The 25370-nt window shown below is 68.7% G+C and carries 20 protein-coding genes; 8 read left to right on the top strand and 12 right to left on the bottom strand.

What is annotated here, in order from left to right; all coding sequences use genetic code 11:
* The first annotated feature begins 32 nt into the window (after positions 1-32).
* The 5 genes from WFI52_RS02060 (at position 33) to WFI52_RS02040 (ending at position 8390) form a co-directional block, all read left to right on the top strand.
* Positions 33-671: a hypothetical protein gene (locus WFI52_RS02060; protein WP_336625243.1), complete on the top strand. Its 639-nt coding sequence runs from the start codon at positions 33-35 to the stop codon at positions 669-671.
* The gene (locus WFI52_RS02055; RefSeq protein ID WP_336625244.1) at positions 668-1816 is read left to right on the top strand and encodes a GTPase family protein; all 1149 of its coding nucleotides are present in this window, start codon (positions 668-670) and stop codon (positions 1814-1816) included. Before WFI52_RS02060 ends, WFI52_RS02055 begins: the two co-directional genes overlap by 4 nt.
* Positions 1817-1932: 116 nt before the next feature.
* Entirely contained in the window at positions 1933-5115 is a 3183-nt protein-coding gene (locus WFI52_RS02050) for a type I restriction endonuclease subunit R (RefSeq protein WP_336625245.1), read from the top strand.
* Positions 5116-5238: 123 nt separating this feature from the next.
* On the top strand, positions 5239-7029 hold the full coding sequence (locus WFI52_RS02045; RefSeq protein WP_336625246.1) for a GmrSD restriction endonuclease domain-containing protein: 1791 nt from the start codon (positions 5239-5241) through the stop codon (positions 7027-7029).
* 173 nt (positions 7030-7202) lie between these two features.
* Positions 7203-8390: an IS481 family transposase gene (locus tag WFI52_RS02040; protein ID WP_336625247.1), complete on the top strand. Its 1188-nt coding sequence runs from the start codon at positions 7203-7205 to the stop codon at positions 8388-8390.
* 170 nt (positions 8391-8560) lie between these two features.
* Here the strand turns inward: WFI52_RS02040 and WFI52_RS02035 are convergent, their stop codons facing one another.
* From WFI52_RS02035 to poxB, 3 genes are all read right to left on the bottom strand, one after another.
* Positions 8561-9370, bottom strand: a complete 810-nt coding sequence (locus WFI52_RS02035) for a phosphatase PAP2 family protein (protein WP_336625248.1) — start codon at positions 9368-9370, stop codon at positions 8561-8563.
* Between the two features lie 81 nt (positions 9371-9451).
* Positions 9452-11869, bottom strand: a complete 2418-nt coding sequence (locus WFI52_RS02030; protein ID WP_336625249.1) for an acyltransferase family protein — start codon at positions 11867-11869, stop codon at positions 9452-9454.
* A 101-nt stretch (positions 11870-11970) separates the two neighbouring features.
* On the bottom strand, positions 11971-13701 hold the full coding sequence (gene poxB / locus WFI52_RS02025; protein WP_336625250.1) for a ubiquinone-dependent pyruvate dehydrogenase: 1731 nt from the start codon (positions 13699-13701) through the stop codon (positions 11971-11973).
* A 167-nt stretch (positions 13702-13868) separates the two neighbouring features.
* Here poxB and WFI52_RS02020 point away from each other — a divergent pair, with 167 nt between their 5' ends.
* Positions 13869-14150, top strand: a complete 282-nt coding sequence (locus WFI52_RS02020) for a HesB/IscA family protein (RefSeq protein WP_336625251.1) — start codon at positions 13869-13871, stop codon at positions 14148-14150.
* 38 nt (positions 14151-14188) lie between these two features.
* On the opposite strand, the gene WFI52_RS02015 is transcribed toward WFI52_RS02020, so the two are convergent.
* From WFI52_RS02015 to WFI52_RS01985, 7 genes are all read right to left on the bottom strand, one after another.
* On the bottom strand, positions 14189-17608 hold the full coding sequence (locus tag WFI52_RS02015; RefSeq protein ID WP_336625252.1) for an error-prone DNA polymerase: 3420 nt from the start codon (positions 17606-17608) through the stop codon (positions 14189-14191).
* Positions 17608-19272, bottom strand: a complete 1665-nt coding sequence (locus WFI52_RS02010) for a DNA polymerase Y family protein (RefSeq protein WP_336625253.1) — start codon at positions 19270-19272, stop codon at positions 17608-17610. Before WFI52_RS02010 ends, WFI52_RS02015 begins: the two co-directional genes overlap by 1 nt.
* On the bottom strand, positions 19272-19979 hold the full coding sequence (locus tag WFI52_RS02005) for a hypothetical protein (protein WP_336625254.1): 708 nt from the start codon (positions 19977-19979) through the stop codon (positions 19272-19274). Before WFI52_RS02005 ends, WFI52_RS02010 begins: the two co-directional genes overlap by 1 nt.
* Positions 19980-20090: 111 nt before the next feature.
* Positions 20091-20588 carry an HNH endonuclease gene (locus tag WFI52_RS02000; RefSeq protein WP_336625255.1) on the bottom strand — a complete coding sequence of 166 codons (498 nt, stop codon included), beginning with the start codon at positions 20586-20588 and terminating at the stop codon, positions 20091-20093.
* A 99-nt stretch (positions 20589-20687) separates the two neighbouring features.
* Positions 20688-20819, bottom strand: a complete 132-nt coding sequence (locus WFI52_RS01995) for a hypothetical protein (protein WP_336625256.1) — start codon at positions 20817-20819, stop codon at positions 20688-20690.
* Positions 20820-20866: 47 nt separating this feature from the next.
* A complete protein-coding gene (locus WFI52_RS01990) occupies positions 20867-21781 on the bottom strand; it encodes a peptidoglycan DD-metalloendopeptidase family protein (protein WP_336625257.1) in 915 nt (304 codons plus the stop codon).
* 282 nt (positions 21782-22063) lie between these two features.
* Positions 22064-22771, bottom strand: a complete 708-nt coding sequence (locus WFI52_RS01985; protein ID WP_336625258.1) for a metal-dependent transcriptional regulator — start codon at positions 22769-22771, stop codon at positions 22064-22066.
* Positions 22772-22838: 67 nt separating this feature from the next.
* Here WFI52_RS01985 and serC point away from each other — a divergent pair, with 67 nt between their 5' ends.
* A complete protein-coding gene (serC, locus tag WFI52_RS01980; RefSeq protein ID WP_336625259.1) occupies positions 22839-23957 on the top strand; it encodes a phosphoserine transaminase in 1119 nt (372 codons plus the stop codon).
* A gap of 39 nt (positions 23958-23996) precedes the next feature.
* Here the strand turns inward: serC and WFI52_RS01975 are convergent, their stop codons facing one another.
* A complete protein-coding gene (locus WFI52_RS01975) occupies positions 23997-24605 on the bottom strand; it encodes a DUF3027 domain-containing protein (RefSeq protein ID WP_336625260.1) in 609 nt (202 codons plus the stop codon).
* Positions 24589-24969, bottom strand: coding sequence for a cold-shock protein (locus WFI52_RS01970; RefSeq protein WP_336625261.1), 381 nt, complete (start codon positions 24967-24969; stop codon positions 24589-24591). The genes WFI52_RS01975 and WFI52_RS01970 overlap by 17 nt, the downstream gene beginning before the upstream one ends.
* Positions 24970-25088: 119 nt before the next feature.
* Between WFI52_RS01970 and WFI52_RS01965 the strand changes: the two genes are divergently transcribed.
* Positions 25089-25370, top strand: a complete 282-nt coding sequence (locus tag WFI52_RS01965; RefSeq protein WP_336625262.1) for a multidrug ABC transporter ATPase — start codon at positions 25089-25091, stop codon at positions 25368-25370.

Below are 25370 nucleotides of genomic sequence, written 5' to 3'. Positions count from 1 at the left end.
CAGTCCCACCACCAACCGAGACGAGCGAGCACATGAAGTTCCTCAAGAAGCCCGTACCGCTGTGGTCCCACTTCGCAGTTTTCGGCGTGGTCGCCCTCGTCCTGGGGGCACTTGTCGCAGGAGTCGCCGCTGGGGTCTTGACCCCTGCGTGGCTGGTTTCGGCACTTGGCTCTCACAGCGTCCTCAAGAACGAGCAAGTCGTGACGTCGATGGAGAAGAAGGAGCAGACTGTTCTGCTCCAACTCGGCGTCAAGGGTGTCTCTGAGGCGGAAGGAATTCCGCCTGCCATCCTCAAGGACTTTCCCCTGCTCCAGAAGGCCCGTTACATGATCTACGGCGGCAAGGTGAAGCTCGGCGTTGACCATGTCATCGTGAAAGCAACAGGCGATCACGAGTTCACTGTTGAGGTCCCCGAGTTCATCTGGATTGGCGACGACGTTGACGTCGAACAGATCATTAGCTCAGATGGCATTCTGAGCGCATTCACCGCCCAGAAGAGTGAGGCGGAACAGTTCAACAATCTCATCAGCAACGAGGACAAGGCTGACTACGTCGAGCAGAACCTGTCGGCGTTGCGTGATCAGGCGGAGTTCGTCTTCACGAAGTACGCCACGAGCATCGACCCGAACGCGACCCTGACATTCGTTTTCGCGAATGGAGTATCCGAATGACTGACGACATGGATCCCGTGCCCGGCACCGACGCGACGCCGTTCCTCGAGGCGACGGCGCAGGCGAAGTCCCGCTATGGCCGCTTCAACCTCGCCGTGATCGGCAGCTCGGGCGTGGGCAAGTCCTCGCTCGTGAACGCCGTCTTCGGCCGCGACTGGGCGAAGGTCGGCAAGGGGCTGCCCGTCACCCGCGGCGTGCAGTACTACCACGACGACTCGCTCGGTATCTGGGATGTCGAGGGGTTCGAGATCGGGTCTCCTGTGGCGCCGGGTGATCAGCTGAGGGCGCATCTGAACACGATCGCCGCACGCCCCACCGACGAGCAGATCTCGGTGGTCTGGTACTGCGTGAAGGCGAACGATGATCGCCTCACACCTGCTGATATCGCGATGATCCGCGAGCTCGACGCGGCGGGCCTTCCGGTCATCCTGGTGCTCACCAAGGTCGACTGGATCAAGAACCCCATCACCGGCAAGCGCACCGTGGCATCCGACGTCGAGAAGTTCGTCGCCTGGCTGCTCGAACCCGATGACAACGGTGTGCCCATCACCATCCCCTACCAGCGGGTGATCCTGACATCCACGCGAGACAGGCACGGAAAGGGCAAGGGGCATGGCCTCGGTGAGCTCGTGGCGGAGACGCTCGCCCTCTCGCCGGAAGACGAGAAGGATGCCTTTCGCATCGCCCAGCGACTCAACCTCCCCTGGAAGCGCGAGATGGCCCGACCGGTCATCACCGCAGCAGCAACCGCCGCAGCCGGAGCGGCCGCGGTTCCCCTTCCCGTCACAGATGCGGTCACGCTGGCGCCGATCCAGCTCGGAATGATGGGCCGCATCGCTGCCATCTACGACCTCGAGCTGAAGACGATGATGTCGGCGGGAGCCCTGGCCCAGCTCGGCGTGCAGTTCGCGGGGCAGGCGCTCGCCCGCAGCTTCCTCAAGCTGATCCCGGGCGCGGGCAGCATCATCAACGCCGGTGTGGCAGCGGCGCTGACAGCCGCGACCGGCGAGGCGTGGATGCGACTGTGCGAGCAGGTGCACACCGGCAAGATCGATGTCAACGCCGTATCGGACGCGTGGCGCGACTTCGCGCCCTCGTTCCTCGACGTCGTCCGCAAGATGACGGAGCAGCGCCTGACGAAGTAGCCACTGGAGTGGACCGAGTCGCGCGAACACACCGTGACTGATGCCGCCGGCCGTGTGGCCCGTTCGCCCGACTACCCGCCCGCTCACGAGATAGACGAAGAAAAGCAGGCAGACTAATGACAACCCTTCCCGAGTCAGCATGGGAACAGGACGCCCTCGACACCCTCGCCGAGCCCCTCGGCTGGCGCCCGTCCCACGGCGAGCAGATCGGGCCGGGCAGCGGCGAACGCGATACCTGGGACGACCTGCTCATTCGCCCCCGCTTGCTCGAGGCGCTGCGTCGCCTCAATCCGGGAGTGCCCGCCGAGTACCTGCAGCAGGCGGTCGCAGAGATCGCGGCACCGAAATCGCAGGATGCGATCACCGAGAACCACCGCATCCACCAATATCTCGTCGGCGGCTACCCCCTGAGCTACATCGATTCGGACGGCGTCGAACAGAACCCCCGGCTGCGGTTGCTCGGCTCAGACCCCTCAGAGGGTGACTGGCTCGCTGTCAATCAGGTCACGCTGCGTCAGGGCGATCTGCATCGCCGCTTCGATCTTGTGCTCTTCGTCAACGGAATGCCGCTGAGCATCGTGGAACTGAAGCGCGCAGGCTCGGCATCCACCGGTGTCGGCCCTGCGCATGCGCAGCTGCAGACGTATCTGCGCGAGTTCCCGATGGCGTTCCGCTTCTGTGTGTTCACGCTCGCCAGTGACGGCATCGAGGCCAAATACGGCACGCCGTTCACCCCGCTCAACCACTTCGCACCGTGGAACGTCGACGACGACGGGGAACCGCTCGCGCAGCCACGGATCGAAGACGGTGTCTCCGTCGAACCGATCGACGACGCCCTCCACGGACTGTTCAACCAGGAGCGCTTTCTGCAGCTGGTGCGGAACTTCACGGCATTCGACGAGAACGCCGACGGACTGACCAAACGGATCGCCAAGCCACACCAGTACTTCGCCGTGACGAAGGCCGTCGGTTCCACGGTGCAGGCGGTGCAGACCAACGGCAAGGCCGGCGTCGTCTGGCACACCCAGGGGTCGGGCAAGTCGATGGAGATGGAGCTGTATGCGAATCTCGTGTCGCGGCATCCAGCTCTCAAAAATCCCACCGTCGTGGTCGTCACCGACCGCACCGAACTGGACGGCCAGCTGTTCCAGACTTTCAACCAAAGCCTGCTGCTCGCCGAGAAGCCGGTGCAGGTGCGCGAGCGTGCGCAGTTGCGCGACGAGCTGAGCAATCGCGTCACGGGCGGCATCTACTTCACGACGCTGCAGAAGTTCGGGCTGACGGATGCCGAGAAGCAGTCGGGCACGCAGCATCCGCTCCTCACCGACCGCCGCAACGTCATCGTCGTGGTCGACGAGGCCCACCGCAGTCACTACGACGATCTCGACGGCTACGCGCGGCACCTGCGCGACGCGCTGCCGAACGCCACCCTCATCGCCTTCACCGGGACCCCGATCTCGTTCGCCGAGCGCGACACCCGTGCGGTGTTCGGCGACTACATCGACATCTACGACCTCACCCGCGCCGTCGACGATGGCGCAACGGTTCCCGTGTACTTCGAGCCGCGGCTGATCAAGGTCTCATTCGCCGATGGCGCGAGCGAGGAGGACATCGACCGCGCGGCCGACGAGTACACCCTCGGACTCGACGACACGGAGCGGGCCAGGCTCGAGGCATCCGTTGCCGTCGTCAACGCGGTGTACGGCGCTCCGGAGCGCATCGAGACTCTCGCCGCCGACCTCGTGAAGCACTGGGAAGAGCGACGCGAGCGGATGAAGCCGTTCCTCGAATCGCCGGGAAAAGCGCTCATCGTCGGGGGGACACGCGAGATCTGTGCGCGACTCTATGCAGCGATCATCGCGCTGCGCCCGGACTGGCACTCGGATGCCCTGGATTCCGGCCGCATCAAGGTCGTCTACTCGGGATCTGCGTCGGATCAGCCGCCAGTGAGCGATCATGTGCGGCGCGATTCCGAGAACAAGGCGATCAAGGCGCGGTTGAAGGATGCGGACGACGAACTCGAACTCGTGATCGTCAAAGACATGATGCTCACCGGGTTCGATGCGCCGCCGCTGCACACGCTCTACCTCGACCGGCCGCTGAAGGGCGCTCTGCTCATGCAGACCCTCGCGCGCGTGAACCGCACCTACAAGGGCAAGCAGGACGGGCTACTCGTCGCCTACGCGCCGCTTGCCGACAACCTCGCGAAGGCATTGTCCGAGTACACCGTTTCGGATCAGCAGAACAGACCGATCGGGCGCGACGTGGACGAGGCGGTCGCGATCGCCACCGAGTTGGTCGCCCAGATCCGCGAGATGCTCGCGGGCTGCGACTGGCGCGCTGTGGCGCAGAAAGGCGGCTCGCGGGCCTGGCGCACCGCCGCCGCCACCGCGACGAATTACCTCCGTGACGCGATGAATCCGCTCAACGCCGCGGAACTCGGCACCGAGAGGCTCGCGTCGCGCTACCGCACGGCGACAGGGCAACTGGCTCGTGCGTGGGCTCTCGCGTCGGGCCGGGACGGTCTCGCCGAGCTGCACGACGAGATCGCGTTCTACGAAGAGGTCCGCGTCTGGATGGCCAAGTTCGACGCCGCCGAGCGGCAGTCGCGCGACGAGCCGATTCCCGAGGAGATCTCGCGCTTGCTGGGGACGCTCGTCGCCGACTCGATCGCGCCCGGGGACGTTCTCGACATCTACGACGCAGCCGGTCTCGCCCCCCTTACGCTGGATGACCTCGGCCCCGAGTTCCTCGCGAGGGCGCAGACGGCACCGAACGCGCACCTCGCGATCGAGGCGCTGCGCGCGTCTCTGACGGATGCCGGTACGACAGCCACTCGCGGCAACCTCGTGCGTCAGCGTGCGTTCTCGGAGCGGATCGCCGAGATCATGAACCGCTACACCAACCAGCAACTCACGTCGGCCGAGGTCATCGCCGAACTGGTGGAGCTGGCGAAGGATGTCGCTGCCGAGGCATCCCGCGGGGCGACGTTCTCGCCGCCGCTCTCAAGCGACGAACTGGCCTTCTACGACGCGGTCGCGACGAACGACTCGGCGGTCAACATGCAAGGAGAGGACGTCCTCGCGCAGATCGCTCGAGAACTCGTCGCCGTCATGCGGCGCGACGTGCGGACGGACTGGACGGTGCGCGACGACGTGCGCGCGAAGCTGCGATCGTCGATCAAACGGCTGCTCGTGAAATACAAGTACCCGCCGGACAAGCAGCCCGAGGCGATCAAGTTCGTGATGGATCAGATGGAGTCGATGGCGCCGCGTTACTCGGACGAGCGCCGCCCGTGAATCAGCGGTCCGGCTGATCTGCGGCAAGATGATCATTGGCGCACGGTCACTGGGGCGGCTGTGAGGACAGCGCCTTCTCGTACGCGCTGCACCGCGTTGAAAGTGAAGCTCGAAGGAAGCATCTTGTCGAAGTACACCGTCCAGCAACATTCCGTCGAGACCCTGCTGACCTGGGTGAAATCCGGGCAGGTCGCGATACCGGAGATGCAGCGCCCCTTCGTGTGGGACTCCACGAAGGTCCGGGATCTGCTCGACTCTTTGTACAACGGCTTCCCCATCGGATACCTGATCACCTGGCAGAGCGCGGATGTCGGCTTGAAGGACGGGACAAAGTCGTCGTTCAGGCAGATCCTCATCGACGGCCAGCAACGAATCACCGCTATGACTGCTGCACTCGTCGGGCAGCCCGTCGTGGACAAAAGCTACAAGAAAAAGCGCATCAAGATCGCCTTCAACCCCACCACCGAGCAGTTCGCGACGTTGACGCCGTTCATCGAGAAGGACAGCGGCTGGGTCTCCGATGTCGCTGAGTTCGTCAACGCGCCCTCGACGTACTCCGCCACCAAGGCGTACATGGAAGCCAATCCCGAAGTCGACGCCCAGCATGTCGAGCAGTCCCTCCAGCGCCTGTCGGCGATCAAACAGGCACAGGTCGGCATCATCAACCTCGCCGAAGATCTCGATATCGAGACGGTGACGGAGATCTTCATCCGGATCAACTCGAAAGGTGTCCCGCTCAGCAGCGCCGACTTCGCGATGAGCAAGATCTCCAGCCATGGGGAACTCGGTAGCAATCTCCGCAAGCTCATCGACTATTTCTGTCACCTCGCCGTCGCGCCCCACGTCTTCGCAGACATCGCCGCAAACGACATCGGTTTCGCAGAGTCCGGCTACCTTCAGTCGATCTCGTGGTTGAGGAATGACACGTCAGACCTCTACGACCCCACGTACACGGACGTGATCCGCGTCGCGGGAATCAAGGAGTTCTCCCGAGGCAAGGTTGCCGCACTCGTCAGCGTCCTCTCCGGCCGGGACTTCGAGACCCGCACGTTCAGCGAAGAGCTCGCGGTCGAGTCGTTCGACCGCCTCGAGCGGGTGCTGCTCGAGATCGTCAACCAGCACAACTTCCAGCAGTTCACGCTGACCATCAAGTCCGCAGGATTCATCGCTCCGCGTCTGATCAGTTCCAAGAACGCGATGAACTTCGCGTACGCGCTGTACTTGAAGCTGCGCACCGAGAAGAAGCTCAACGAGGGCGAGATCAAGTTCGTCACTCGGCGCTGGTTCGTGATGTCCGTCCTCACTGGGCGATACACCGGCAGCTTCGAGACCGCGTTCGAGGCCGACATCCGCCGGATCAACGACGTCGGTGCGCTTCAAGCGCTCCGCGACATCGAGGCATCTCAACTCGCTGACAATTTCTGGAACGTCGCCCTTCCGATGGAGATGCAGTCGTCGAGCGTGCGCAGCCCTTATTTCCTCGCCTTCCTCGCGGCGCAGGTGCACGCCGGCACCCGCGGGTTCCTCTCGAAGAACGTCACCGTGGCCAGCATGATCGAAGAGGTCGGCGACATTCACCATGTCGTACCGAAGAATTACCTCATCAAGCAGGGCATCAATGACCGCAGCGTCTACAACCAGATCGCGAACTTCGCTCTGACGGAGACGCCGATCAACATCGCCATCAAGGACAAGGAACCGACGGACTACATGTCGGTGGTCGACTCCCAGCTCGCCGACGGTGTTCTGCGACTCGGCGAGATCACGAGCGAGCAGGAGCTGGAGGCCAATCTGCGCGCCAACGCCATACCTTCGAGCTTACGAACAACGACAGCAGACTCGTACCAGGCGTTCCTCAGGGAGCGGCGGTCCTTGATGGCACAGATCATCAGGGAGTACTACCTCGCGCTGTGAGCGCAGCCCTTCACGTCGCACCCTGCATTGAGGTCCGCGTCCGGGTAGCCCAACCGCCGAAGAACTATCTGATCAGAAGCGAAAAAAACGGTGGACCTGAGGGTGTCTGGATTCGCGACATAGGCGACAGGTGATCGGCGACACGTGAGTCGGGTCATAGGCGACACTCGGGCATGTCGTCGAAGCATCGGGTCGTGGTGTTGAAGGTCGTTGCCGGGGAGCTGTCGGTCACCGCGGCCGCCGCCGAGTACGGGGTGTCGCGGCAGTATCTGCACAGGCTCCTCGCCCGATACCGGGACGAGGGCTTGGACGGGTTGGACGCCCGGTCGCGGGCACCGTTGAGCAGCCCGCAAGCCGTCACCGGACGTGTCCGGGACCGGGTGGTCCAGCTGCGCCGTGCACTGACGGCGGCGGGGACGGATGCCGGCCCGGTCACGATCGCCTGGCATCTGCGACAGGAAGGACTTACCTCCCCCTCGACGTCCACGATCCGCCGCATCCTGCACACCGCCGGACTGATCACCCCCGAACCCCGCAAACGCCCGAAGTCCTCGTGCGTTCGGTTCGAAGCCGCGCAGCCGAACGAGACCTGGCAATCCGACTTCACCCACTGGCGCCTCGCCGACGGCACCGACATCGAGATCCTGAACTGGCTCGACGACCACTCCCGCCTCCTGCTCAGCTGCACCGCCCACCGGCCCGTCACCGGCCGCACCGTGGTCGACACCTTCCTCACCACCGTCGACACCTACGGGCCGCCCGCGTCGACCCTCACCGACAACGGCCGCGTCTACACCGCCCGCCACGGCGGCGGACGCAACGAATTCGAATACCTCCTCGCCGCCCTCGGCATCCGGCAGAAGAACGGCGCCCCCAACCACCCGCAAACCCAAGGGAAGATCGAGAGGTTCCACCAGACCCTGAAGCGATGGCTGGCCGCCCGCCCTCGCGCCGCCACAGTCCTCGAGCTGCAAGCTCAGCTCGACACGTTCCGGGAGCACTACAACACCGCCCGCCCGCACCGCGCCCGCGACGGACAGACGCCGGCCACCGCCTACACCACATCACCGAAAACCGCCCCAGCCGGCAGCCGGCCTGATGCCGCCCACTACCGGATCCGATACGACCACGTCGGCAGCAACGGGAAGATCAGCTTCAGAAGAGCCGCCCGCATGCACCACCTCGGCATCGGTGTCGAACACCGCGGGAAACGCTGCATCCTCATCGCCGACGAACACACCGTCACCGTCATCCACCTCGACACCGGCGAAATCGTTGCGACCAACACCATCGACCCCACCAGAACCTACTGGCGAAACAACGAAAAAGAGCCCGGCCGATGGCCGGGCTCCCTCTCATGAATGTCACCTATGACGCGACTCAGATGTCTCCTATGTCGCGACTCATCACACGGTGCCCCTGGAGGGATTCGAACCCCCGACCATTCGCTTAGGACGCGCCTGCTCTTCCACTGAGCTACAGAGGCGGGCCCGTCGAGTCTACCGGCCGGGCCGCGGCTCACAGTCCGTGGTCAGCCGACGCGTCGGAACAGACGGGATGCCAAGACGGCGGTGCCGCCCGTCGCCGCGGCGATCGCCACGAACCCGGCCGCCGTCGCCGCCGCAGAGCCTTCGGTCGAGGCATCCGCCGTCAGATACGCCAGCGTGAGCGCCGCCGTGGCGGCAACCGCAGCGAGCACCAGCAGGGCGACCGTGCCGGCGACACCCGTGCGCGGTCCGGACGGCGCCGCCGGGCGCACCCGCGCGAGCACCGCGCCGCCGAGAAAGACGTAGATCGCGACGACGAGCACCCCGGCGACGATGTCGCTCGGCCGGTGCCACTGGCTCCCGACGAGAAGTGCCCCGACGGCGACGATCGCAAGCGCCCCCACAGCCGCGATCAGCGGACGCAGCCGCGGCGCGCTGACGAGGAACAGCGCGAACACGGCCGACACGATCACGGTGGTATGCCCTGAGGGGAATGAGTTGTGCCACTCCCCCGTCGCCCCGTTGTCGGGACGGGTGAGGAGCTCGTGCTTCAGCAGCTGGGTCGTCAGATTCGCCGCCGCGACAACAACGAGCGCGACGACCGTCGCCGCTCCCTGCCGCCGGATCGCACCGATCACGACGGCGATCAGTACGAGCCCTGCGCTCAGCAACGGCACGGCATCCAGCAGATTCGACGCCTGTGCGACGACGGCGAACTGCGCACCCGTGCGCGCCTGCTCGTCGATCAGCTGCCCCATGTAGCCCTGCACGAAGAACAGGTACGACCCGGCGAGCAGCACGGCGAGCGCGACGGCGGTCGCCACGAAGTGCCAGGCGCGGGGTGCTGCTCTCATGGTGAGATCGTCGCACGCGCGGTTGAGTGCCAGCGCAGAACGCGCCCAGAGCCGCCCGGACAACTCACGCGCGATGACGTCTCAGGGTGCCAGCACACCGTTGGAGGTCAGCCACCACCACAGGTACGGGGCGATGTGCTCGGAGTACTCGACCGTGAGGTGCGTCTGGTCGTAGCGGATCGGCAGCGTCCCCGCGAACGCGGGACAGATCTCATCCCAGCAGGTGAACGGGCGGGAGTCGATGACCCGCTCGCCCTGAGCAATCGCGATCTGCTCGGTCGCCGACTGGATGTCTTTCCACGTCTGGGGGATGCTCGTGGCACACGCGTACGGAGACCCGATCCGCGTGTAGCAGTTGCCCAGCGGAGCACCCTCGGGCGGCGCAGCCACGAAGGTCACTCTGCCGGCCATGCCGTACGTGGCGGCCTCCGCCGCCTCGGCGGCGACGAGGTCGCTCGCCGAAAGGTCTCGCCCGTCGGCACTGCGCGCGAGGGTGTACGCGTTGGACACGAGGACTGCCTCCGGCTGATCGGCAGCGATCATCGCCGCGACGTCCGCCTTTCGCCCGGGGCACGCCTGCATCACCGCGGGGTCGTCGTTCTGCACGAGCACATCCGTGAAGCGGCATCCATACAGGCCTACCGTCGTCACGCGGAGCGCTCCGCCGCTGCTCTCGGCCATCGCGCGCAACGCAGGCGCGTACGCCATCGCGGTCGAATCCCCGACCAGATACACGTGGTGCGGCGCGTCCGATGCGCCCCACGAGCACGCCGCGGCACTCGGCGCGGGGGCGGGCACGAAGCAGTCGTGCGCAGGGTTGGCGCCGGACGACTGCGCCATCACATCGTCGAGCGTCGGATGCAGCTCCGGCCAGCTCGTCGCCCCTGCGGCGGCCGCGAGGTCTGCCTGCAGCGCCCCCGTCGGATCGCCGGGCGCCTCGATCGTCGGCTGCCCTCCAGTCTGAAGAGCAGACGCGTCGACGGGGGCGAGGCTCTGCACGATGAGCACACCGACGAGCCCCGCGACGACCAGCCCCGTCGCGCTCAGTGCCATCTGAGCGCCGAACCGCTGCCGCCACGTCTCGACGGGCGACGCGCTTGCCTCGGGCGCCTCTGGTGGCACCGGGCGCGACGTGATCACCGGCGGCGACGCGACCGAGAGCGCCATTGCCGACGGCGGCGCGGGCGCGCCCGCGACAGGTGCCACCGGCGATGCCACCGAAGGCGCCGCCGCGGATGCCGCGGGCCGCGCCGCGCCGGGGTAGTAGCGCGATCCCGGTTGCCACCCCGCCGGACGCCGCGTCGGGATCGATAGCGCTGGACTCGCCGGCGGCGCGGAGTCCGACGCATCGACGGACGGCGCGACAGCGGCGTCCGGCGAGCCCTCCGCTGAGGTGGGTTCCTCTCGGGGCGCCGAAAGCGGCCGCGCGCCGAGGAAGGGCGCGTAGCGCAGGGGCTGCTCGACGAGCAGGTACGAGACCGATCCCAGCACCGCCACGGCGAGGAGAATCACCGCGAGCGACCAGCCCGACGCCGGGAGGAACGCCGCCGCGAAGACCACGACCGGGAAGTGCCAGAGGTAGAGCGAATACGACGCGTCGCCGATGGCGCCGCTCAGCCGGTTGGTCAGAGGGAACAGCACAACCGGCGGAGTGACCGCACCGCCCAGAATCACGAGCGCGGTCGCTCCCACCGGAACCGCCGCCCACGGGCCCGGAAATCCCGGTGCGGACGGCTCGAGCACGAAGAACGACGCGATGATCCCGATCGTCCCGGCGAGGGCGAGGAGCGCGCCCAGCGCCCCGGGGAGACGTCGCGTCAACGGCGCCGCGGCGGCCAAGAGGGCACCGAGGGCGAACTCCCACGCACGGGTCGCCGTCGAGAAGTACGCCAGGGACGGCTGATGGGCGCTCTGTGCGACCGCGACGCCTAACGACGACGCACACACGGCAGCAGCTGCCACCGCGGTGAGCACCGCCAGGCCCCGCCCCGCTCGCGCCGCACGCGGCAGAAAGAGGATCAGCACGACGAGCAGGCCGGGCCAGACGAGATAGAACTGTTCCTCCACGGACAGCGACCAGAAGTGCTGGAGCGGTGAGACCGAGGTCGTCGCGGCGAAATAGTCCATGCCCTGCGCGGCGAACCACCAGTTCGACGCGAAGAGCATCGAAGCGACGCCGTCGGCGAAGACCTCCTCGGCGCGGATCCGAGGGTACAGCGCGAATCCCACCCCGACGACCGCTGCGATGGTGACGATCGCCGCCGGCATCAACCGACGCGCGCGCCGAGCGTAGAAGCGCGCGAGCGAGATCCGCGCCGCCTCCCGCTGCTCGCGCAGCAGGGAGCCGGTGATCACGAATCCCGAGATGACGAAGAACACATCCACCCCGGCGAAGCCGCCGCGCGGCCACCCGGCGGCGTGCGCGCCGATCACCGCGAGCACAGCGAGAGCGCGCAGCCCTTGGATGTCTCGACGGCGGGTGGGTGAAGGAGTGGTCATCGCGCAGAGGGGGGAACGGCATCCACTCTACGGGAGCGCTCCCAGACCTGGCGCCAGAGGAGCGATCACAGGATCGCCGTCGTCGCTCCCCCGCCTGCTCGTCAGTGGAAGATCCGACGCCACACGTTCGTGTCGGCGAGATCCAGCAGCTCGTCGCCCCGACCCGACAGCACGGTCTTCAGCGCCCACACGGTGAAGCCCTTCATCTGCGCGGCCGTGATCGACGGCGGCATCGACAGTTCCTCACGCGCCGTCACGACGTCGACGAGCACCGGCCCCTCGGTCGCGAGCGCACGCGTCAGCGCATCGCGCAGCTCCGACGCCTTCTCCACCCGGATGCCGGTGACGCCCACCGACTCGGCGACGGCGGCGAACGACGGGTTCTCGAGGCCCGTGCCGAAGTTGACGATGCCGGCCGCCTTCATCTCCAACTCGACGAAGTTCAGCGACGCGTTGTTGAAGACGACGATCTTGACGGGCAGCTCGTTCTGCCGGATCGACAGCAGATCGCCCATCAGCATCGCGAGCCCGCCGTCGCCGGCGAGCGCGATCACCTGACGACCCCGGTCGGATGCCTGGGCGCCGAGCGCCTGCGGCATCGCGTTCGCCATCGACCCGTGCAGGAACGACCCCAGCAGCCGCCGCCGGCCGTTCATCGTCAGGTAGCGCGCCGCCCAGATGACGGGGCTTCCGACGTCGGCCGTGAACACAGCATCCTCACTGGCCAGCTCATCGAGCAGCCGTGCGACGTACTGCGGGTGCACCGGCGCCTTGCCGTCGTCGACGGCAAGCTCGTCGAGCCCCTTCCGGGTCTTGCGGTAGTGCTCGACCGACTCCTTCGCGAAGGCGTCGCTGCGGCCGTCGTCGATGAGCGGCAGCAACGCCTCCACCGTCTCGCGCACGCCCCCGACGAGGCCGACGTCGATCGGTGTGCGCCGGCCCAGCTGCTCCCCGCGAATGTCGACCTGCACGATCTTCGCCTTCTCGGGGAAGAACTGGCGGTACGGGAAGTCGGTGCCGAGCATGAGCAGCACATCGCACTTCTCCATCGCGCGATACCCCGACGCATACCCGAGCAGCCCCGTCATCCCGACGTCGTACGGGTTCTGCCACTCGATGTGCTCCTTGCCCCGCAGCGCGTGCACGACCGGCGCCTGCAGCTTCGCGGCGAGCGCGACGACCTCGTCGTGCGCCCCTGCGACACCGGCGCCCGCGAGGATCGTCACCTTCTTCGCCCCGTTCATCAGCTCGGCGACGGCGTGCATGTCCGCGGCATCCGGCAGCACGCTCGACCGGGTCGGCCGAATCGGCGCGGTCGGCCGGCGGCTCGGAGCATCGGCGAAGAACACATCGCCGGGCACCACGACGACCGCGACACCGCGCTTCTCCACCGCGGTGCGCATCGCGATCTCGAGCACCCACGGCAGCTGCGCGGGGTCGGAGACCAGCTCGGTGTACACGCTGCATTCACGGAACAGCTCCTGCGGATGCGTCTCCTGGAAGTACGTGCTGCCGATCTCGGCCGACGGGATGTGCGATGCGATCGCGAGCACCGGCACCCGGTTGCGGTTCGCGTCGAACAGTCCATTGATGAAGTGCAGATTGCCCGGCCCGCACGATCCCGCGACGACGGCGAGATCACCCGTCAACTCGGCATCCGCCCCGGCCGCGAAGGCCGCAGCCTCTTCGTGACGCATATGCAGCCACCGGATGCCGCCGTCGCGCCTGAGCGCGTCGGTGAAGGCGTTCAGAGAGTCGCCGGGCAGTCCCCACACCCGATCGACGCCGGCCCGCTTGAGAGTCTCGATGAAGAAGTCCGCAACGTTCGCCATGCTCCGACGCTACGCCCGGCGGCGGCTGTGCGGCGAGGGTTGACAGCGGCGAACCTCCGTATCCCGTGTGAGTGCGGACCCAAGGTGTGTCACAGGTTGCGTTCGGCGCGCATTCTCGGAATCGTGGCCGACTCATCCACGGAAGCAATCCACGGAAGGAGAGCACCATGCTCACACTCACCGAGAACGCCACCACCGCCGTCAAGCACCTCGTCCAGAAGCTGCCGACGGACACCGCGGGTCTGCGCATCGCGCAGGCCACGGCCCCGAACGAGGGCTACGCCGTCACTCTGGCCGACGCCCCCGAGCAAGGCGACACCGTTGTCGAGGACGGCGGGGCACGGGTCTTCGTCGACGCCGTCTCGACCGTGCAGCTCGGAGATCGCGTGCTGGATGCGCAGATCGACGACAACGGCGGTGTCGGGTTCGCGCTCGCGCAGAAGCGCTGAGCCCGCCGGCCGCCACGCGCGATTCGGGGCAGCACCGGTCACCGGAAGTCGCGGGACCGGTGCTGCACCCCGATCCGCAGATCCTCGAAGGCATCGGCCACGAGGTTCGTCACCCCCTCCGGCGAGCGCTCCAGCATGCCCCGGGCGATGAGCGCCGGGGCATCCCGCAGCACCCGCCGATACCTGTCCCACACCCCCTTCGAGCAGATCACGTTCATGAGGCCGTGCTCGTCCTCCAGGTTCAGGAACGTGATGCCCGACGCCGTCGCCGGCCGTTGACGGTGCGTCACGAGCCCGGCGACCTCCACACGGCGCCCGACCTCGTGCGTGCGCAGCCCGCGCGCTGTGAGCACACCCCGCGCATCGAGCTGCGACCGGTAGTGCACGAGCGGATGATCGTCGGTCGACAAGCCCGTCGCCCAGAGATCGGCGGCGAGGATGTCGTAGCTCGACTGGTCGGGAAACAGCGGCGGCTGCACCGATACGAGCGTGCCCTCGAGGAACTCGGTGCGATCCTTCGCGGCATCCCCCGCCAGCCACAGCCCCTCGCGCCGTGAGATGCCCATGCCCTCGAACGCCCCCGCGGTGGCGAGCGCCTCGACCTGCGCCTCGGTCGCGTTCGTGCGACGGACGAGGTCGCGCAGGTCGCGGAACGGCCCGTGCGCCTCGCGCGCCGCGACGATCCGCTGCGCGAGGGGCTGACCGATCCCCGTCACCGCGGCGAGGCCGAGCCGCACCGCGAACGCCCCGTCGCGGCGATGCGCGGCGGATTCGTCGGGGGCGGTCGCGTCGAACAGCGGGACGGGCGGTTGACGGCGATCGGTGCAGGCATCCCTGCCGGTCGCCGGCGCACCCCCCTCCCCGAGCGGCTCAAGCGGCTCGAGGGGCTCGAGCGTCGCATCGGCGCCGGAGAGGTGGAGGTCCGGGCGCAGCACCCGCACCCCGTGCCGGCGCGCGTCGGCGGTGAGGGATGCCGGCGAGTAGAACCCCATCGGCTGCGCCCGCAGGAGAGCGGCGAGAAACGCCCCCGGGTAGTGCAGTTTGAGCCACGACGACGCGTAGACCAGCAGCGCGAACGACAGGGAGTGGCTCTCGGCGAACCCGAAGTTCGCGAACGCCTGGATCTTCGCGTAGATGTCGTCGGCGACATCGCCTACCAAGCCGTTGCGCTTCATGCCGGCGTACAGCTTCTCCTTCACCGACTCGATCCGCTCGATGCCGCGCTTGGACCCCATCGCGCGGCGGAGCACATCGGCATCCTCCCCCGTCAGGTCGCCGACGGCCATGCCCATCTGCATGAGCTGCTCCTGGAAGATCGGGATGCCGAGGGTGCGCTCGAGCACCGGCTTCAGTTTCGGATGGGCGTACGTGACGGTCTCGCCCTGCACCTTGCGCCGCACGTACGGGTGCACCGCCCCGCCCTGGATCGGCCCCGGTCGGATGAGCGCGATCTCGATCACGAGATCGTAGAACCGCCGCGGCTGGAGGCGCGGCAGTAGCCCCATCTGCGCACGCGACTCCACCTGGAAGACCCCGATCGAATCCGCCCGGCACAGCATGTCGTAGACCGCGGCCTCCTCCTTCGGGATCGCATCGAGCGACCACTCCTCCCCCGTCGCTGCGCGGATGAGATCGAAGCAGTACTGCAGAGCGGCGAGCATGCCGAGCCCCAGCAGATCGAACTTCACGAGCCCCATCCACGCCGCGTCGTCCTTGTCCCACTGGATGACAGTGCGCTTTTCCATGCGCGCGTGCTCGATCGGCACGACCTCGCCGACGGGGCGCTCGGTGAGCACCATGCCGCCGGAGTGGATGCCGAGGTGGCGCGGCGCCTTCATGAGCGCGCCGGCGTACTCCAGCACCCGGTCGGGGATGTCGTGAGCACCCGGGACGGGGCCCTCCCACCGCTCGACCTGCTTCGACCAGGCATCCTGCTGGCCCGGCGAGTGACCGAGGGCCTTCGCCATGTCGCGGACGGCGTTCTTCGGCCGGTACTGGATGACGTTCGCGACCTGCGCGGCCCGCTCGCGGCCGTACGTGTCGAACACCCACTGGATGATCTCCTCGCGTCGGTCCGAGTCGAAATCGACGTCGATATCGGGCTCCTCCTCGCGCATCGCGGAGAGGAACCGCTCGAACGGCAGGTTGTAGAAGATCGAGTCGACGGCCGTGATGTCGAGCAGGTAGCAGACGGCGCTGTTGGCCGCCGACCCGCGCCCCTGGCACAGGATGCCGCGGCGGCGAGCCTCGGCGACGATCCCGTGCACGATGAGGAAGTACCCCGGAAAGTCCTTCTGCTCGATGACGCCGAGCTCCTTCTCGATGCGGGCGCGGTCGGCGTCCGTGGCATGGGGGTACTTGCGCGGCACGGCATCCCACACGAGCTGTCGCAGCCACGACATCGGCGTGTGCCCCTCCGGAACCGCCGTCTTGGGCAGCGCGGGCTTCGCGCGCCGCAGCGGAAAGGCGAGCTCGTCGGCGAGGCTCACGGTGCGCGAGATCGCGCCGGGGTACCGACGGAAGCGGCGCGCCATCTCGGCGCCCGACCGCAAGTGCGCACTCGCGTGCGACGGGAGCCAGCCGTCGAGGTCGTCGAGGCCCCGGTTCGCCCGCACCGCGGCGACCGCAGCCGCCAGGTGCACCCGTTCGGGCACGGCGTAGTGCACGTTGTTCGTCGCGAGGATCGGCAGCCCGCGCTCCGCGGCGAGCGCGGCGAGCAGATCGTTGTCGCGGGTGTCGGCGGGGCCGCCGTGGTCGATGAGTTCGACGTTCACCGCGTCGCGCCCGAAGCGCTGGACGAGCCGATCGAGCGCATCGGCAGCCGCGGCGGCGCCCCCGGATGCCAGCGCCTGCCGCACGGCGCCCTTGCGGCATCCGGTCAGCACAGCCCAGTGCGCATCCCCGTGCCCGCCGGCCCGCTCAGCGAGATCGTCGAGGTCGTAACGCGGGCGCCCCTTCTCACCCCCGGCGAGCTGAGCGTGCGTGATCGCGGCGGCGAGGCGGTGGTAACCCTCCTCGCCGCGGGCGAGGACGAGCAGGTGCGACCCGCCCGGATCAGCCGGTCCGCCCCGCGCGGGCGCGGCCGAGAACGGATCGTCCGCGAGCGACAGCTCGGCTCCGAACACTGTCTGCACGTGCAGCTGCTCGGCCGCCTCGGCGAAACGCACGATCCCGTAGAACCCGTCGTGATCGGTCACGGCGAGCGCGTGCAGACCCAACCGCTCGGCCTCTTCGGCGAGCTCGGCAGGTGAAGACGCGCCATCGAGGAACGAGTACGACGAGTGCGCGTGCAGCTCGGCATAGGGAACGGGATCGTCGGGGCGCTCGATCGGCGGCGCCTCGTACTTTCCGCGCTTGCGCGAAAACGCCGGACCGTCGCCGCCGTCGGGCTCCTTCGCGCGTCCGCTGAGCAGCCGCTCCATCTCCGACCACGTCACGGAGGGGTTGTTGAATCCCATCAGTCGTACACCCCCTCCGCCTGCCAGGTGCCCTCTTCGCACACGAGCAGCCACGCCGCCTGCGCGCTGTCGATCACCTGGAAACGGTGCGCGGCCCGCGCCCGCACAGGATCCCACCCGCGCTCCGTGACCGGCCACGGACCCGCCCAGTGCCGGATGCCACGCCGCACCCCGTCACCCGCGCTGATCCAGGTGGGGTCGGCGGTGAGGTCACCCCGGGCGTCCACAGCCACCATGTCGCCGTCCTGATCGAGCACGGCGACCGGCAGCGGCGGAGTGAACACCGACGTCGGCAACGGCCCCGGCAGGCTCCCCGGCCACGGCGCCCCCTGCTCCGCCTGCCCTGCCGACTCCCGACGCCCCTCCGCCCGCACATCCCCCCACGGCACGAGATGCTGCCGTTCGGCGAGCCACCGACCGCCGCCGATCTCCGGCGTGAGGACGCCCTGGTGTCCGAGCATCGCCTGCACGCGCGAGAGCGCGTGATGCACGCGCTCCTCGGGGCCCGAACCGAACAGGCGCGCCGTGTGGTGGGCCGCGGCATCCACGCCCTCCGGTTCGATGCGCACGCTCGTCACCGCACTGCGCAGTCCCCCGATGCGCAGTCCCCCGATGCGCGCAGCCGCCGCCGTCGTGGCAGCCGCGCCGGCCGCGCCGTGCCCGATGCGCGCGGCCTGCTCGGCGAGCTGCCAGCGCACCCGGTCGACGATCGCCGCCGCGTCGAACGCCCCCGGGTGCAGCCACACTCGCTCGCTGCGATCGCCGTGCTCGCCCGTGAGCACGACCCGCAGCTCGGTGCAGACGAGCCCCTGTTCCCCCAGGCGCAGAGTGAACTCCTCCGCAGGCATGCGGAGGGCGAACGCGATCTGATCGGCGAGCGCCACGGGCGGCTCGAACGCGATCTCGCGGTGCAGCTCGGGCGGCGGGGTCCGTGCCTGCACGGGCCGAGGATCCCGACCGGATGCCAAGGCATACAGCCGCGCGCCGCGCGCGCCGAAGCGTTCGCTCAGCCGCTCCGGCCCGAGCGCTGCGACGGCCCCGAGCGTCTGCACGCCGAGCCGGCCGAACAGGCTCACGGTGTCATCGTCGAGCACGGCCACGGGCAACGGTGCGAGAAAAGCAGAGGCATCACCCTGCGGCACGATCCGCAACGGATCGGATGCCCGCGTCCCCACCCGCGCGGCCTGTTCCGCCGTGAAAGCGCCGTCGGCCACGGCGACACGCACATCGTCGACCCCCTGCGCGGCGACCGTGCCGGCGAGCACGGTCGCCGCGGCCGCCTCGCCGCCGTAGAAGCGCGCCGGCCCCCTCGCCCGCAGGGCGAGGAGCCCGGGCTGGATCACCTGGACGTCGGGAGCGGCCTCCTCGACGGCGGCCACGACGGGCGCGAATGCCCGATGATCGCGCACCGGATCGTCCAGCACGACCTCGAGCTGCGGGCACCGCGCCTGCGCGTCGCGCCGGCGCTGTCCCCGCCGCACCCCCTCGGCGCGCGCCGCCGCCGAGCAGGCCACCACCGCGCCCTTCGCGAAGATCGCGATGGGCGCGCCCTGCGGGGGCGGGTCGTCGCCGTCACGGGAGAGGGCCACGATCGGCCAGTCCGGCACCCACACGACGAGCGTGCGCGGAGCCACATCTCCCGCGGCATCCGTCGAGGTCGCCATCAGCCCGCCGCCCGCGCCAGGCCCCAGCGCGGCTCCGCGCTGCGCTTCTCGGAGACGGGTGCGCCCGTGATGCCCGAGACCGCACCCTCGGCATCCGGCAGCAGCACCCGGCCCGTCCGCGGCGACGGGAAGCGACGGCTGGTCACCGTGACAGTCAGCTCCCGCCCGTCGAGCAGCCCGTAGCCCTCGCCGAGGCCCGACCAGGACGGGTCGCCGACATCGATCATCGCCTCGGTCTGCGGCCACGGCCCCTGCACGAGAAGCACCGTCTCCCGCTCGCGCATGCGGGCCGCCAAGCGCGCGATGTCGGCATCTTTCGCGCGCGCGGGCGGGCGCACCGCCACGATCGGCAGCACGTCGGCGATCGCCGCCGTCACCGCGAGCCAGCGCTGTCCGGGATCGGGCACCAAGACGAACCGCGACAGATCGACCCCCGCCGCCCGCGCCGCCTCCGCGCCCAGGTGCGGCATGCCGACCGCGGCACACCATGCGCCGCTCTGCGACGGGCGGGCGAGCAGAGCGAACAGCAGTGACGTCGATCGCCCGAGCGCGTACGACGACCCCGGTCGTAGTCCCCCGCCGGGGAGGAGGTCGGCGAGCGCCGGCGGCACCGGCAGCACGGGCACGTCGAGGCGACGCCCCTGCAGGCGCTCCACCTGCGCGCGCAGCGCCTGGATCGCTCCCGCGTCCGCCACGATCGTCCTCATCCCACCAGGTTAGAACTTTTGTTCTAGACATTCAATCCGGTGAGATCGAAGATAATCTCGACCTCCGACATGGTCCCCGCGGAGGCGGACCGGGCGGGCGAAAGGCCCCGATCAGGCCGCGAGCGAGAGGTACGGCTCCCAGGCGGGGTCCGAGCGCTCCGTGCCCCGCACGGTCCACTGCGCCCCGCGGGGCGGCTGCGGCATCCACCGCAGCTCCCACTTCATCTCCTGCGGCGTGCGATCGCCCTTCACGTTGTTGCAGCGCAGACAGCAGGCGACGAGGTTCTCCCACGAATCCGCACCGCCGCGCGAGCGCGGCAGCACATGGTCGATCGTCGTGGCGCCGGCGCCGCAATAGGCGCAGCGATGCGCGTCGCGCCGCAGCACACCGCGTCTCGTGACGGGCACGCGACGCGCCCCCGGAACCCGGACGTATCGGGTGAGCACGATGACGGCGGGTCGGTCCAGCGGACCTCTCAGCCCCCACACGGGGTTTCCGTCGATGTGCTCGATCACGGTGGCCTTCTCGTTCATGACGAGCACGAGGGCCCGTTTGAACGACACGATGGCGAGCGGTTCGTATCCTGCGTTCAGTACCAGTGTGCGCATGCGGCGTCCTCTCGAACGGCCCCTGACGGCTTCAGCGGGCCTCTCGGTCGACGCGCACAGGCCCCGAGGAGGAGCGTGCGGGCACGAAAAAAGGCGCTGTCATCGAGACAGCGCCTTCGTCGCGCGGCGGATGCCGCGGCTCTCGTGCACACGATGCCGCAGGACGTAGCGACCGGAGACACTCCGGCAGAGGGCATCCATGGTGCGGATGCCTGCTCCTGCTTGGTCCATCAGCTTCCCCCTCGGCCTCTGCGAGCGTCGGGATCAGGGTAACGCACTCAGTGGACGTTGGCCTGCAGGAAGTCCTCGGCGTAGATCCACGAGCCGTTGACGTAGATCTCGAGGTGCAGGTGCGTGCCGTACGCGAGCCCGGTGTCGCTCACCTGGCCGATGATCTGACCGGCGCGGACGGTGTCGCCGACGGCGACCCGGCGCGAGCCGTAGAGCATGTGCGCGTACAGCGATGTGACGCTCTGACCGCCGATGTTGTGGGCGATCTTGATGTAGACACCCCAGCCCGGACCGTTCTCGTCGGAGGCGACGACGACGCCGTCGGCGATCGCGTAGATCGGCGTACCGCGGTCGACCATGTAGTCGGTGCCCTTGTGGCCCGCGTACGGCTCGCCGAAGTTGTTGAAGTACGGCAGGGGTCGCACGACCGAGCCGGCCGGCGCGATCGACTCGACGAGGGAGCCCGTGTAGTCGCTCGACGCGGTGGTGGCTGCCGCGGCGATGCGCGCGGCAGCGGCGGCCTTGGCGGCCTCCTCGTCCTTCTTCGCCTGGATCTCCTCGGGCGTGGTGGCGCTGTAGCTGCCGCGCTCGAGAGCCGCGGGCGTCGCCTCCGAAGCGACGACGAGCGACTGGGCGTTGTCGGCGGCGACCTGCTGCAGCGTCGTCACAGCCGCCTCGGCCGGCGTGCTGCCGGTCGCACTCAGCGCTGCCGGCACGGCCACCGTGGCGACGAGCCCGGCAACGGCGGCGACGGTCAGGAAGCTGCGCATCGGATGGGGCTTGCCGGCCGCGCGACGGGCGGCCCGGGTCTGCGGGACGGATGCCGCGCGACGGGGCACGGGCGTCGTCGCGCGCGCGGTCGCGAGAGCACGGACGCGGCCCAGGGCCGTGCGCCGCGTGGGAGCGGGGGTCGTCGCGTCGGATTCGGGGGTCTCTTGCGACGAGTCGAACTGTTCAGCCAATGGTCCTCCGGCGCCTCTGCATGCCCTCCGACATCCGGAGGATTGCTGGTTCGTCGGCACTCGGTGTCGGGCACAGATGTACGGGTGTCACCGTGCGGACGACGAACCCATGAGGCAATCCGAGCGGCGGTCCGTGGCGGGCTTCTCGCCAGGTGGACTTTTCGAGGCTACCCGAAGGTAACGAATATGTCACGCAGGGTTCGCGGTGTGCAGGACTCTCCCACCCGACGTCCAGACTCGCACACGGGCCTGCACGGATCGGTGCGGGCCGGCGCGGCCGGTTCAGACCTGGGGCGCGGCATCCACCAGGAAGATGTGCGACGCGACCTCGACGGGCAGCTCCAGACCGTCGGCCTGCCCGTCCATCTGCACGAGCACGTAGCCCTCGTTGAAGCGGTAGTCGCCGGTCGCGCCGGGGACGACGCCCGCCTCGCGCAGCTGCGTGAGCAGCTCGGGATCGACCTGGACCGGCTCGGCGAGCCGGCGAACGGTGCCCGCGACGGGCCCGTCGGTCTCGTTGAGCAGACGCACGAGCCCGACGACGCCCTCGTCGAACGTGCGCGCGGGAACGTCGCCCAGCTGGTCGAGGCCGGGGATCGGGTTGCCGTACGGCGATTCGGTCGGGTGCCCGAGCAACTCGATGAGACGACGCTCCACCTGCTCGCTCATGACGTGCTCCCAGCGGCACGCCTCTTCGTGGACGAACGCCCAGTCGAGTCCGATGACATCCGAGAGCAGGCGCTCGGCGAGGCGGTGCTTGCGCATCACGTCGACGGCCTTGTGGCGGCCCGACTCGGTGAGCGCGAGCGAGCGGTCGTCGGTCACGACGACGAGGCCGTCACGCTCCATGCGCCCCACCGTCTGCGACACCGTGGGACCCGAGTGCCCGAGGCGCTCGGAGATGCGCGCGCGGAGGGGAACGATCCCCTCCTCCTCGAGCTCGAGGATCGTGCGCAGGTACATCTCGGTGGTATCGATCAGATCGGTCATGGCAGGCCTCGGTGCGCGATGTCGGGGGTGAAGTTCCAGCCTATCCGCTCGCCCTAGAATCGGGGTCATGGCCCACGTGACGCTGCCCCGCGAGATCCTGCCCACCGACGGACGCTTCGGCTGCGGACCGTCGAAGATCCGACCCGAGCAGCTCGCGGCACTCGCGGGCCCCGGCGCCGTCCTCATGGGCACCTCGCACCGCCAGGCGCCCATCAAGAACCTCGTCGGCCAGGTGCGTATGGGCCTGTCCGACATGCTGCGCCTCCCCGAGGGCTACGAGATCATCGTCGGCAACGGCGGGTCGACGGCCTTCTGGGATGCCGCATCGTTCGGTCTCATCGAGAAGCGCGCGCAGAACCTCGTCTTCGGCGAGTTCGGCGGCAAGTTCGCCGCCGCCGCGGGCGCCCCCTGGCTCGAGGCTCCGGACGTGCGCAAGGCCGAACCCGGCACACGTGCCGTCGCCGAAGCCGTCGAGGGCGTCGACGTCTACGCCTGGCCGCACAACGAGACCTCCACCGGCGTCTCGGCGCCCGTCTCCCGCGTCGTCGGTGACGAGGGCGCACTCACCGTGATCGACGCGACAAGCGCCGCGGGCGGCATCAACCTGCGCATCTCCGAGACGGACGTCTACTACTTCGCGCCGCAGAAGAACCTCGGCTCCGACGGCGGCCTGTGGTTCGCCGCGGTCTCGCCTGCGGCGATCGAGCGGATCGAGCGCGTCGCGGCATCCGGGCGCTACATCCCCGAATTTCTGAGCCTCAAGAACGCGCTCGACAACTCGCGGCTGAACCAGACCCTCAACACCCCCGCCGTCGCGACGCTGTTCCTTCTCGACAAGCAGCTCGAGTGGATCAACGGCAACGGCGGCCTCGGCTGGGCGTCGGCCCGCACCGCCGAGTCGTCGCAGGTGCTCTACGACTGGGCCGAGTCGGTCTCGTACGCGACTCCGTTCGTCGCCGACCCCGCCGACCGGTCGCAGGTCGTCGTCACGATCGACTTCGACGACAGCGTGGATGCCGCGGCGGTGGCGTCGAGCCTCCGCTCCAACGACATCGTCGACACCGAGCCTTACCGCAAGCTCGGCCGCAACCAGCTGCGCATCGCGACGTTCGTCTCGATCGAGCCCGACGACGTGCGCCAGCTCGTCAAGTGCATCGAGTACACCGTCGAGCACCAGCGCGACTGACGAGCGACGACGCGGTCGCCCCGTCAGCGGGCGGCCGTGTCAGGACTCGACGTCGGGAGTGTCGCCGTCCGCGCCGTCCTCGTCGTCATCGGACTCGTCGTCTTCGTCGGCCTCCGGAGCGGAGTCGTCGAGCTCGTCGATGTCGACGCCGTCGACGTCGCCCGCGTGGAGGATCGGCGAGCCGTCGTCGTCGAAGTCGGCGGCATCCAGATCGTCCAGGTCGTCGACGTCGTGCTCGTCGTCGCCCTCGAGGTCCTCGGCATCGTCGGCGTCGTCCTCCTCGCCGGCTGCGTCCGCCGCTGCGGCCGCGGCCGCCTGGTACTCGGCGAGACGCACAGCCCAGGGGATCCACTCCGGGGCCAGCAGCGCGCCGTCTCCGGGCAGCAGCTCGGCCTCGAGCACGGTGGGCTCGGCGTCATCCACGACGGCGACGCTCACCGTCCAGAACCAGCCCGGGTAGCCCTCCATCGTGTTCGCGAACCGCAGCGATACGACGCCGCCGTCCTCGAGCGTGTAGCCCGCGGGCTCGCCGATCGTCGCCGCCGGGGTGATCTCCCGCAGAGCCGCGAGTGCGAGATCGTGCGCGCCGAGCAGCCGCTCGTCCGCGAAAGCGGCCACCGAAGCGGCAGGCTCAGGCGTCGAGGTCATCGGCCACCTTGCGCAGGATCGCCGCGACCTTCGTGCCCTGGGCCCCGCTCGGGTAGTGTCCGCGGCGGAGGTCCCCGCCGACCTTGTCGAGCAGCTTCACGACGTCTTCGATGATGATCGCCATATCGTCGGGCTTCGGACGGTTGCGCTTGGCCAGACTCACCGGCGCGTCGAGCACTCGCACCGCGAGGGCCTGCAGGCCGCGCTTGCCGTCGGCGACACCGAACTCGAGTCGCGAGCCGGTCTTCACGACCGATCCCGCAGGAAGGGCCGTGGCGTGCAGGAAGACGTCCTGGCCGTCATCGGTGGTGATGAAGCCGAAACCCTTCTCGTCGTCGTAGAACCTGACCTTGCCGGTGGGCATGTGAACCTCGCTGATGTGCTCGCCGCGTGCGGGCGCTGTGAAAGAGGGGACGGATACCCCTCTCCCAGCCTACGGCACGGCCTGCGCATCGAGCGGCGCGACGCAGTAGGCTGAAGCCGATGTCCTCCTCCGCACCGCGCACTCCGAAGCCGACCGACGATCTGCCCGTCCGCCGGATCGATCGCATCCTCGCGTTCATGTCCCTCGGGCTCGTCGTGCTGTCGATCGTGTGCTTCGCCGCGATCATCATCGGGTCGCGTTCGGGCGCAGACATGGGCACCGGCGTCTGGCCTGCGCTCGGCACGACGGTGTACATCGCCCCGATCGTGGCGTTCCTGCTCCTGTTGACGGTGCTCATCATGACCTTCATCCGGAAGGCGCGGGTCGGCAAGGGTCGCTGA

It is taken from the genome of Microbacterium sp. MMO-20 (assembly GCF_037147735.1).
Taxonomy (GTDB): Bacteria; Actinomycetota; Actinomycetes; order Actinomycetales; family Microbacteriaceae; genus Microbacterium.
The sequence above is the reverse complement of the archived record's forward strand: the minus strand, read 5'-3'. Positions and strand labels throughout refer to the sequence as shown.

Coding starts and splice junctions, on each gene's coding strand:
- WFI52_RS01975 (WP_336625260.1), bottom strand. CDS start 24,605: ATGACCTCGACGCCTGAGCCTGCCGCTTCGGTGGCCGCTTTCGCGGAC.
- WFI52_RS02040 (WP_336625247.1), top strand. CDS start 7,203: ATGTCGTCGAAGCATCGGGTCGTGGTGTTGAAGGTCGTTGCCGGGGAG.
- WFI52_RS02055 (WP_336625244.1), top strand. CDS start 668: ATGACTGACGACATGGATCCCGTGCCCGGCACCGACGCGACGCCGTTC.
- WFI52_RS01985 (WP_336625258.1), bottom strand. CDS start 22,771: ATGACCGATCTGATCGATACCACCGAGATGTACCTGCGCACGATCCTC.
- WFI52_RS01995 (WP_336625256.1), bottom strand. CDS start 20,819: ATGGACCAAGCAGGAGCAGGCATCCGCACCATGGATGCCCTCTGCCGG.
- WFI52_RS02000 (WP_336625255.1), bottom strand. CDS start 20,588: ATGCGCACACTGGTACTGAACGCAGGATACGAACCGCTCGCCATCGTG.
- WFI52_RS01970 (WP_336625261.1), bottom strand. CDS start 24,969: ATGCCCACCGGCAAGGTCAGGTTCTACGACGACGAGAAGGGTTTCGGC.
- WFI52_RS02030 (WP_336625249.1), bottom strand. CDS start 11,869: ATGACCACTCCTTCACCCACCCGCCGTCGAGACATCCAAGGGCTGCGC.
- serC (WP_336625259.1), top strand. CDS start 22,839: ATGGCCCACGTGACGCTGCCCCGCGAGATCCTGCCCACCGACGGACGC.
- WFI52_RS02005 (WP_336625254.1), bottom strand. CDS start 19,979: ATGAGGACGATCGTGGCGGACGCGGGAGCGATCCAGGCGCTGCGCGCG.
- WFI52_RS02010 (WP_336625253.1), bottom strand. CDS start 19,272: ATGGCGACCTCGACGGATGCCGCGGGAGATGTGGCTCCGCGCACGCTC.
- WFI52_RS01965 (WP_336625262.1), top strand. CDS start 25,089: ATGTCCTCCTCCGCACCGCGCACTCCGAAGCCGACCGACGATCTGCCC.
- WFI52_RS02020 (WP_336625251.1), top strand. CDS start 13,869: ATGCTCACACTCACCGAGAACGCCACCACCGCCGTCAAGCACCTCGTC.
- WFI52_RS02050 (WP_336625245.1), top strand. CDS start 1,933: ATGACAACCCTTCCCGAGTCAGCATGGGAACAGGACGCCCTCGACACC.
- WFI52_RS02035 (WP_336625248.1), bottom strand. CDS start 9,370: ATGAGAGCAGCACCCCGCGCCTGGCACTTCGTGGCGACCGCCGTCGCG.
- WFI52_RS02015 (WP_336625252.1), bottom strand. CDS start 17,608: ATGGGATTCAACAACCCCTCCGTGACGTGGTCGGAGATGGAGCGGCTG.
- WFI52_RS02060 (WP_336625243.1), top strand. CDS start 33: ATGAAGTTCCTCAAGAAGCCCGTACCGCTGTGGTCCCACTTCGCAGTT.
- poxB (WP_336625250.1), bottom strand. CDS start 13,701: ATGGCGAACGTTGCGGACTTCTTCATCGAGACTCTCAAGCGGGCCGGC.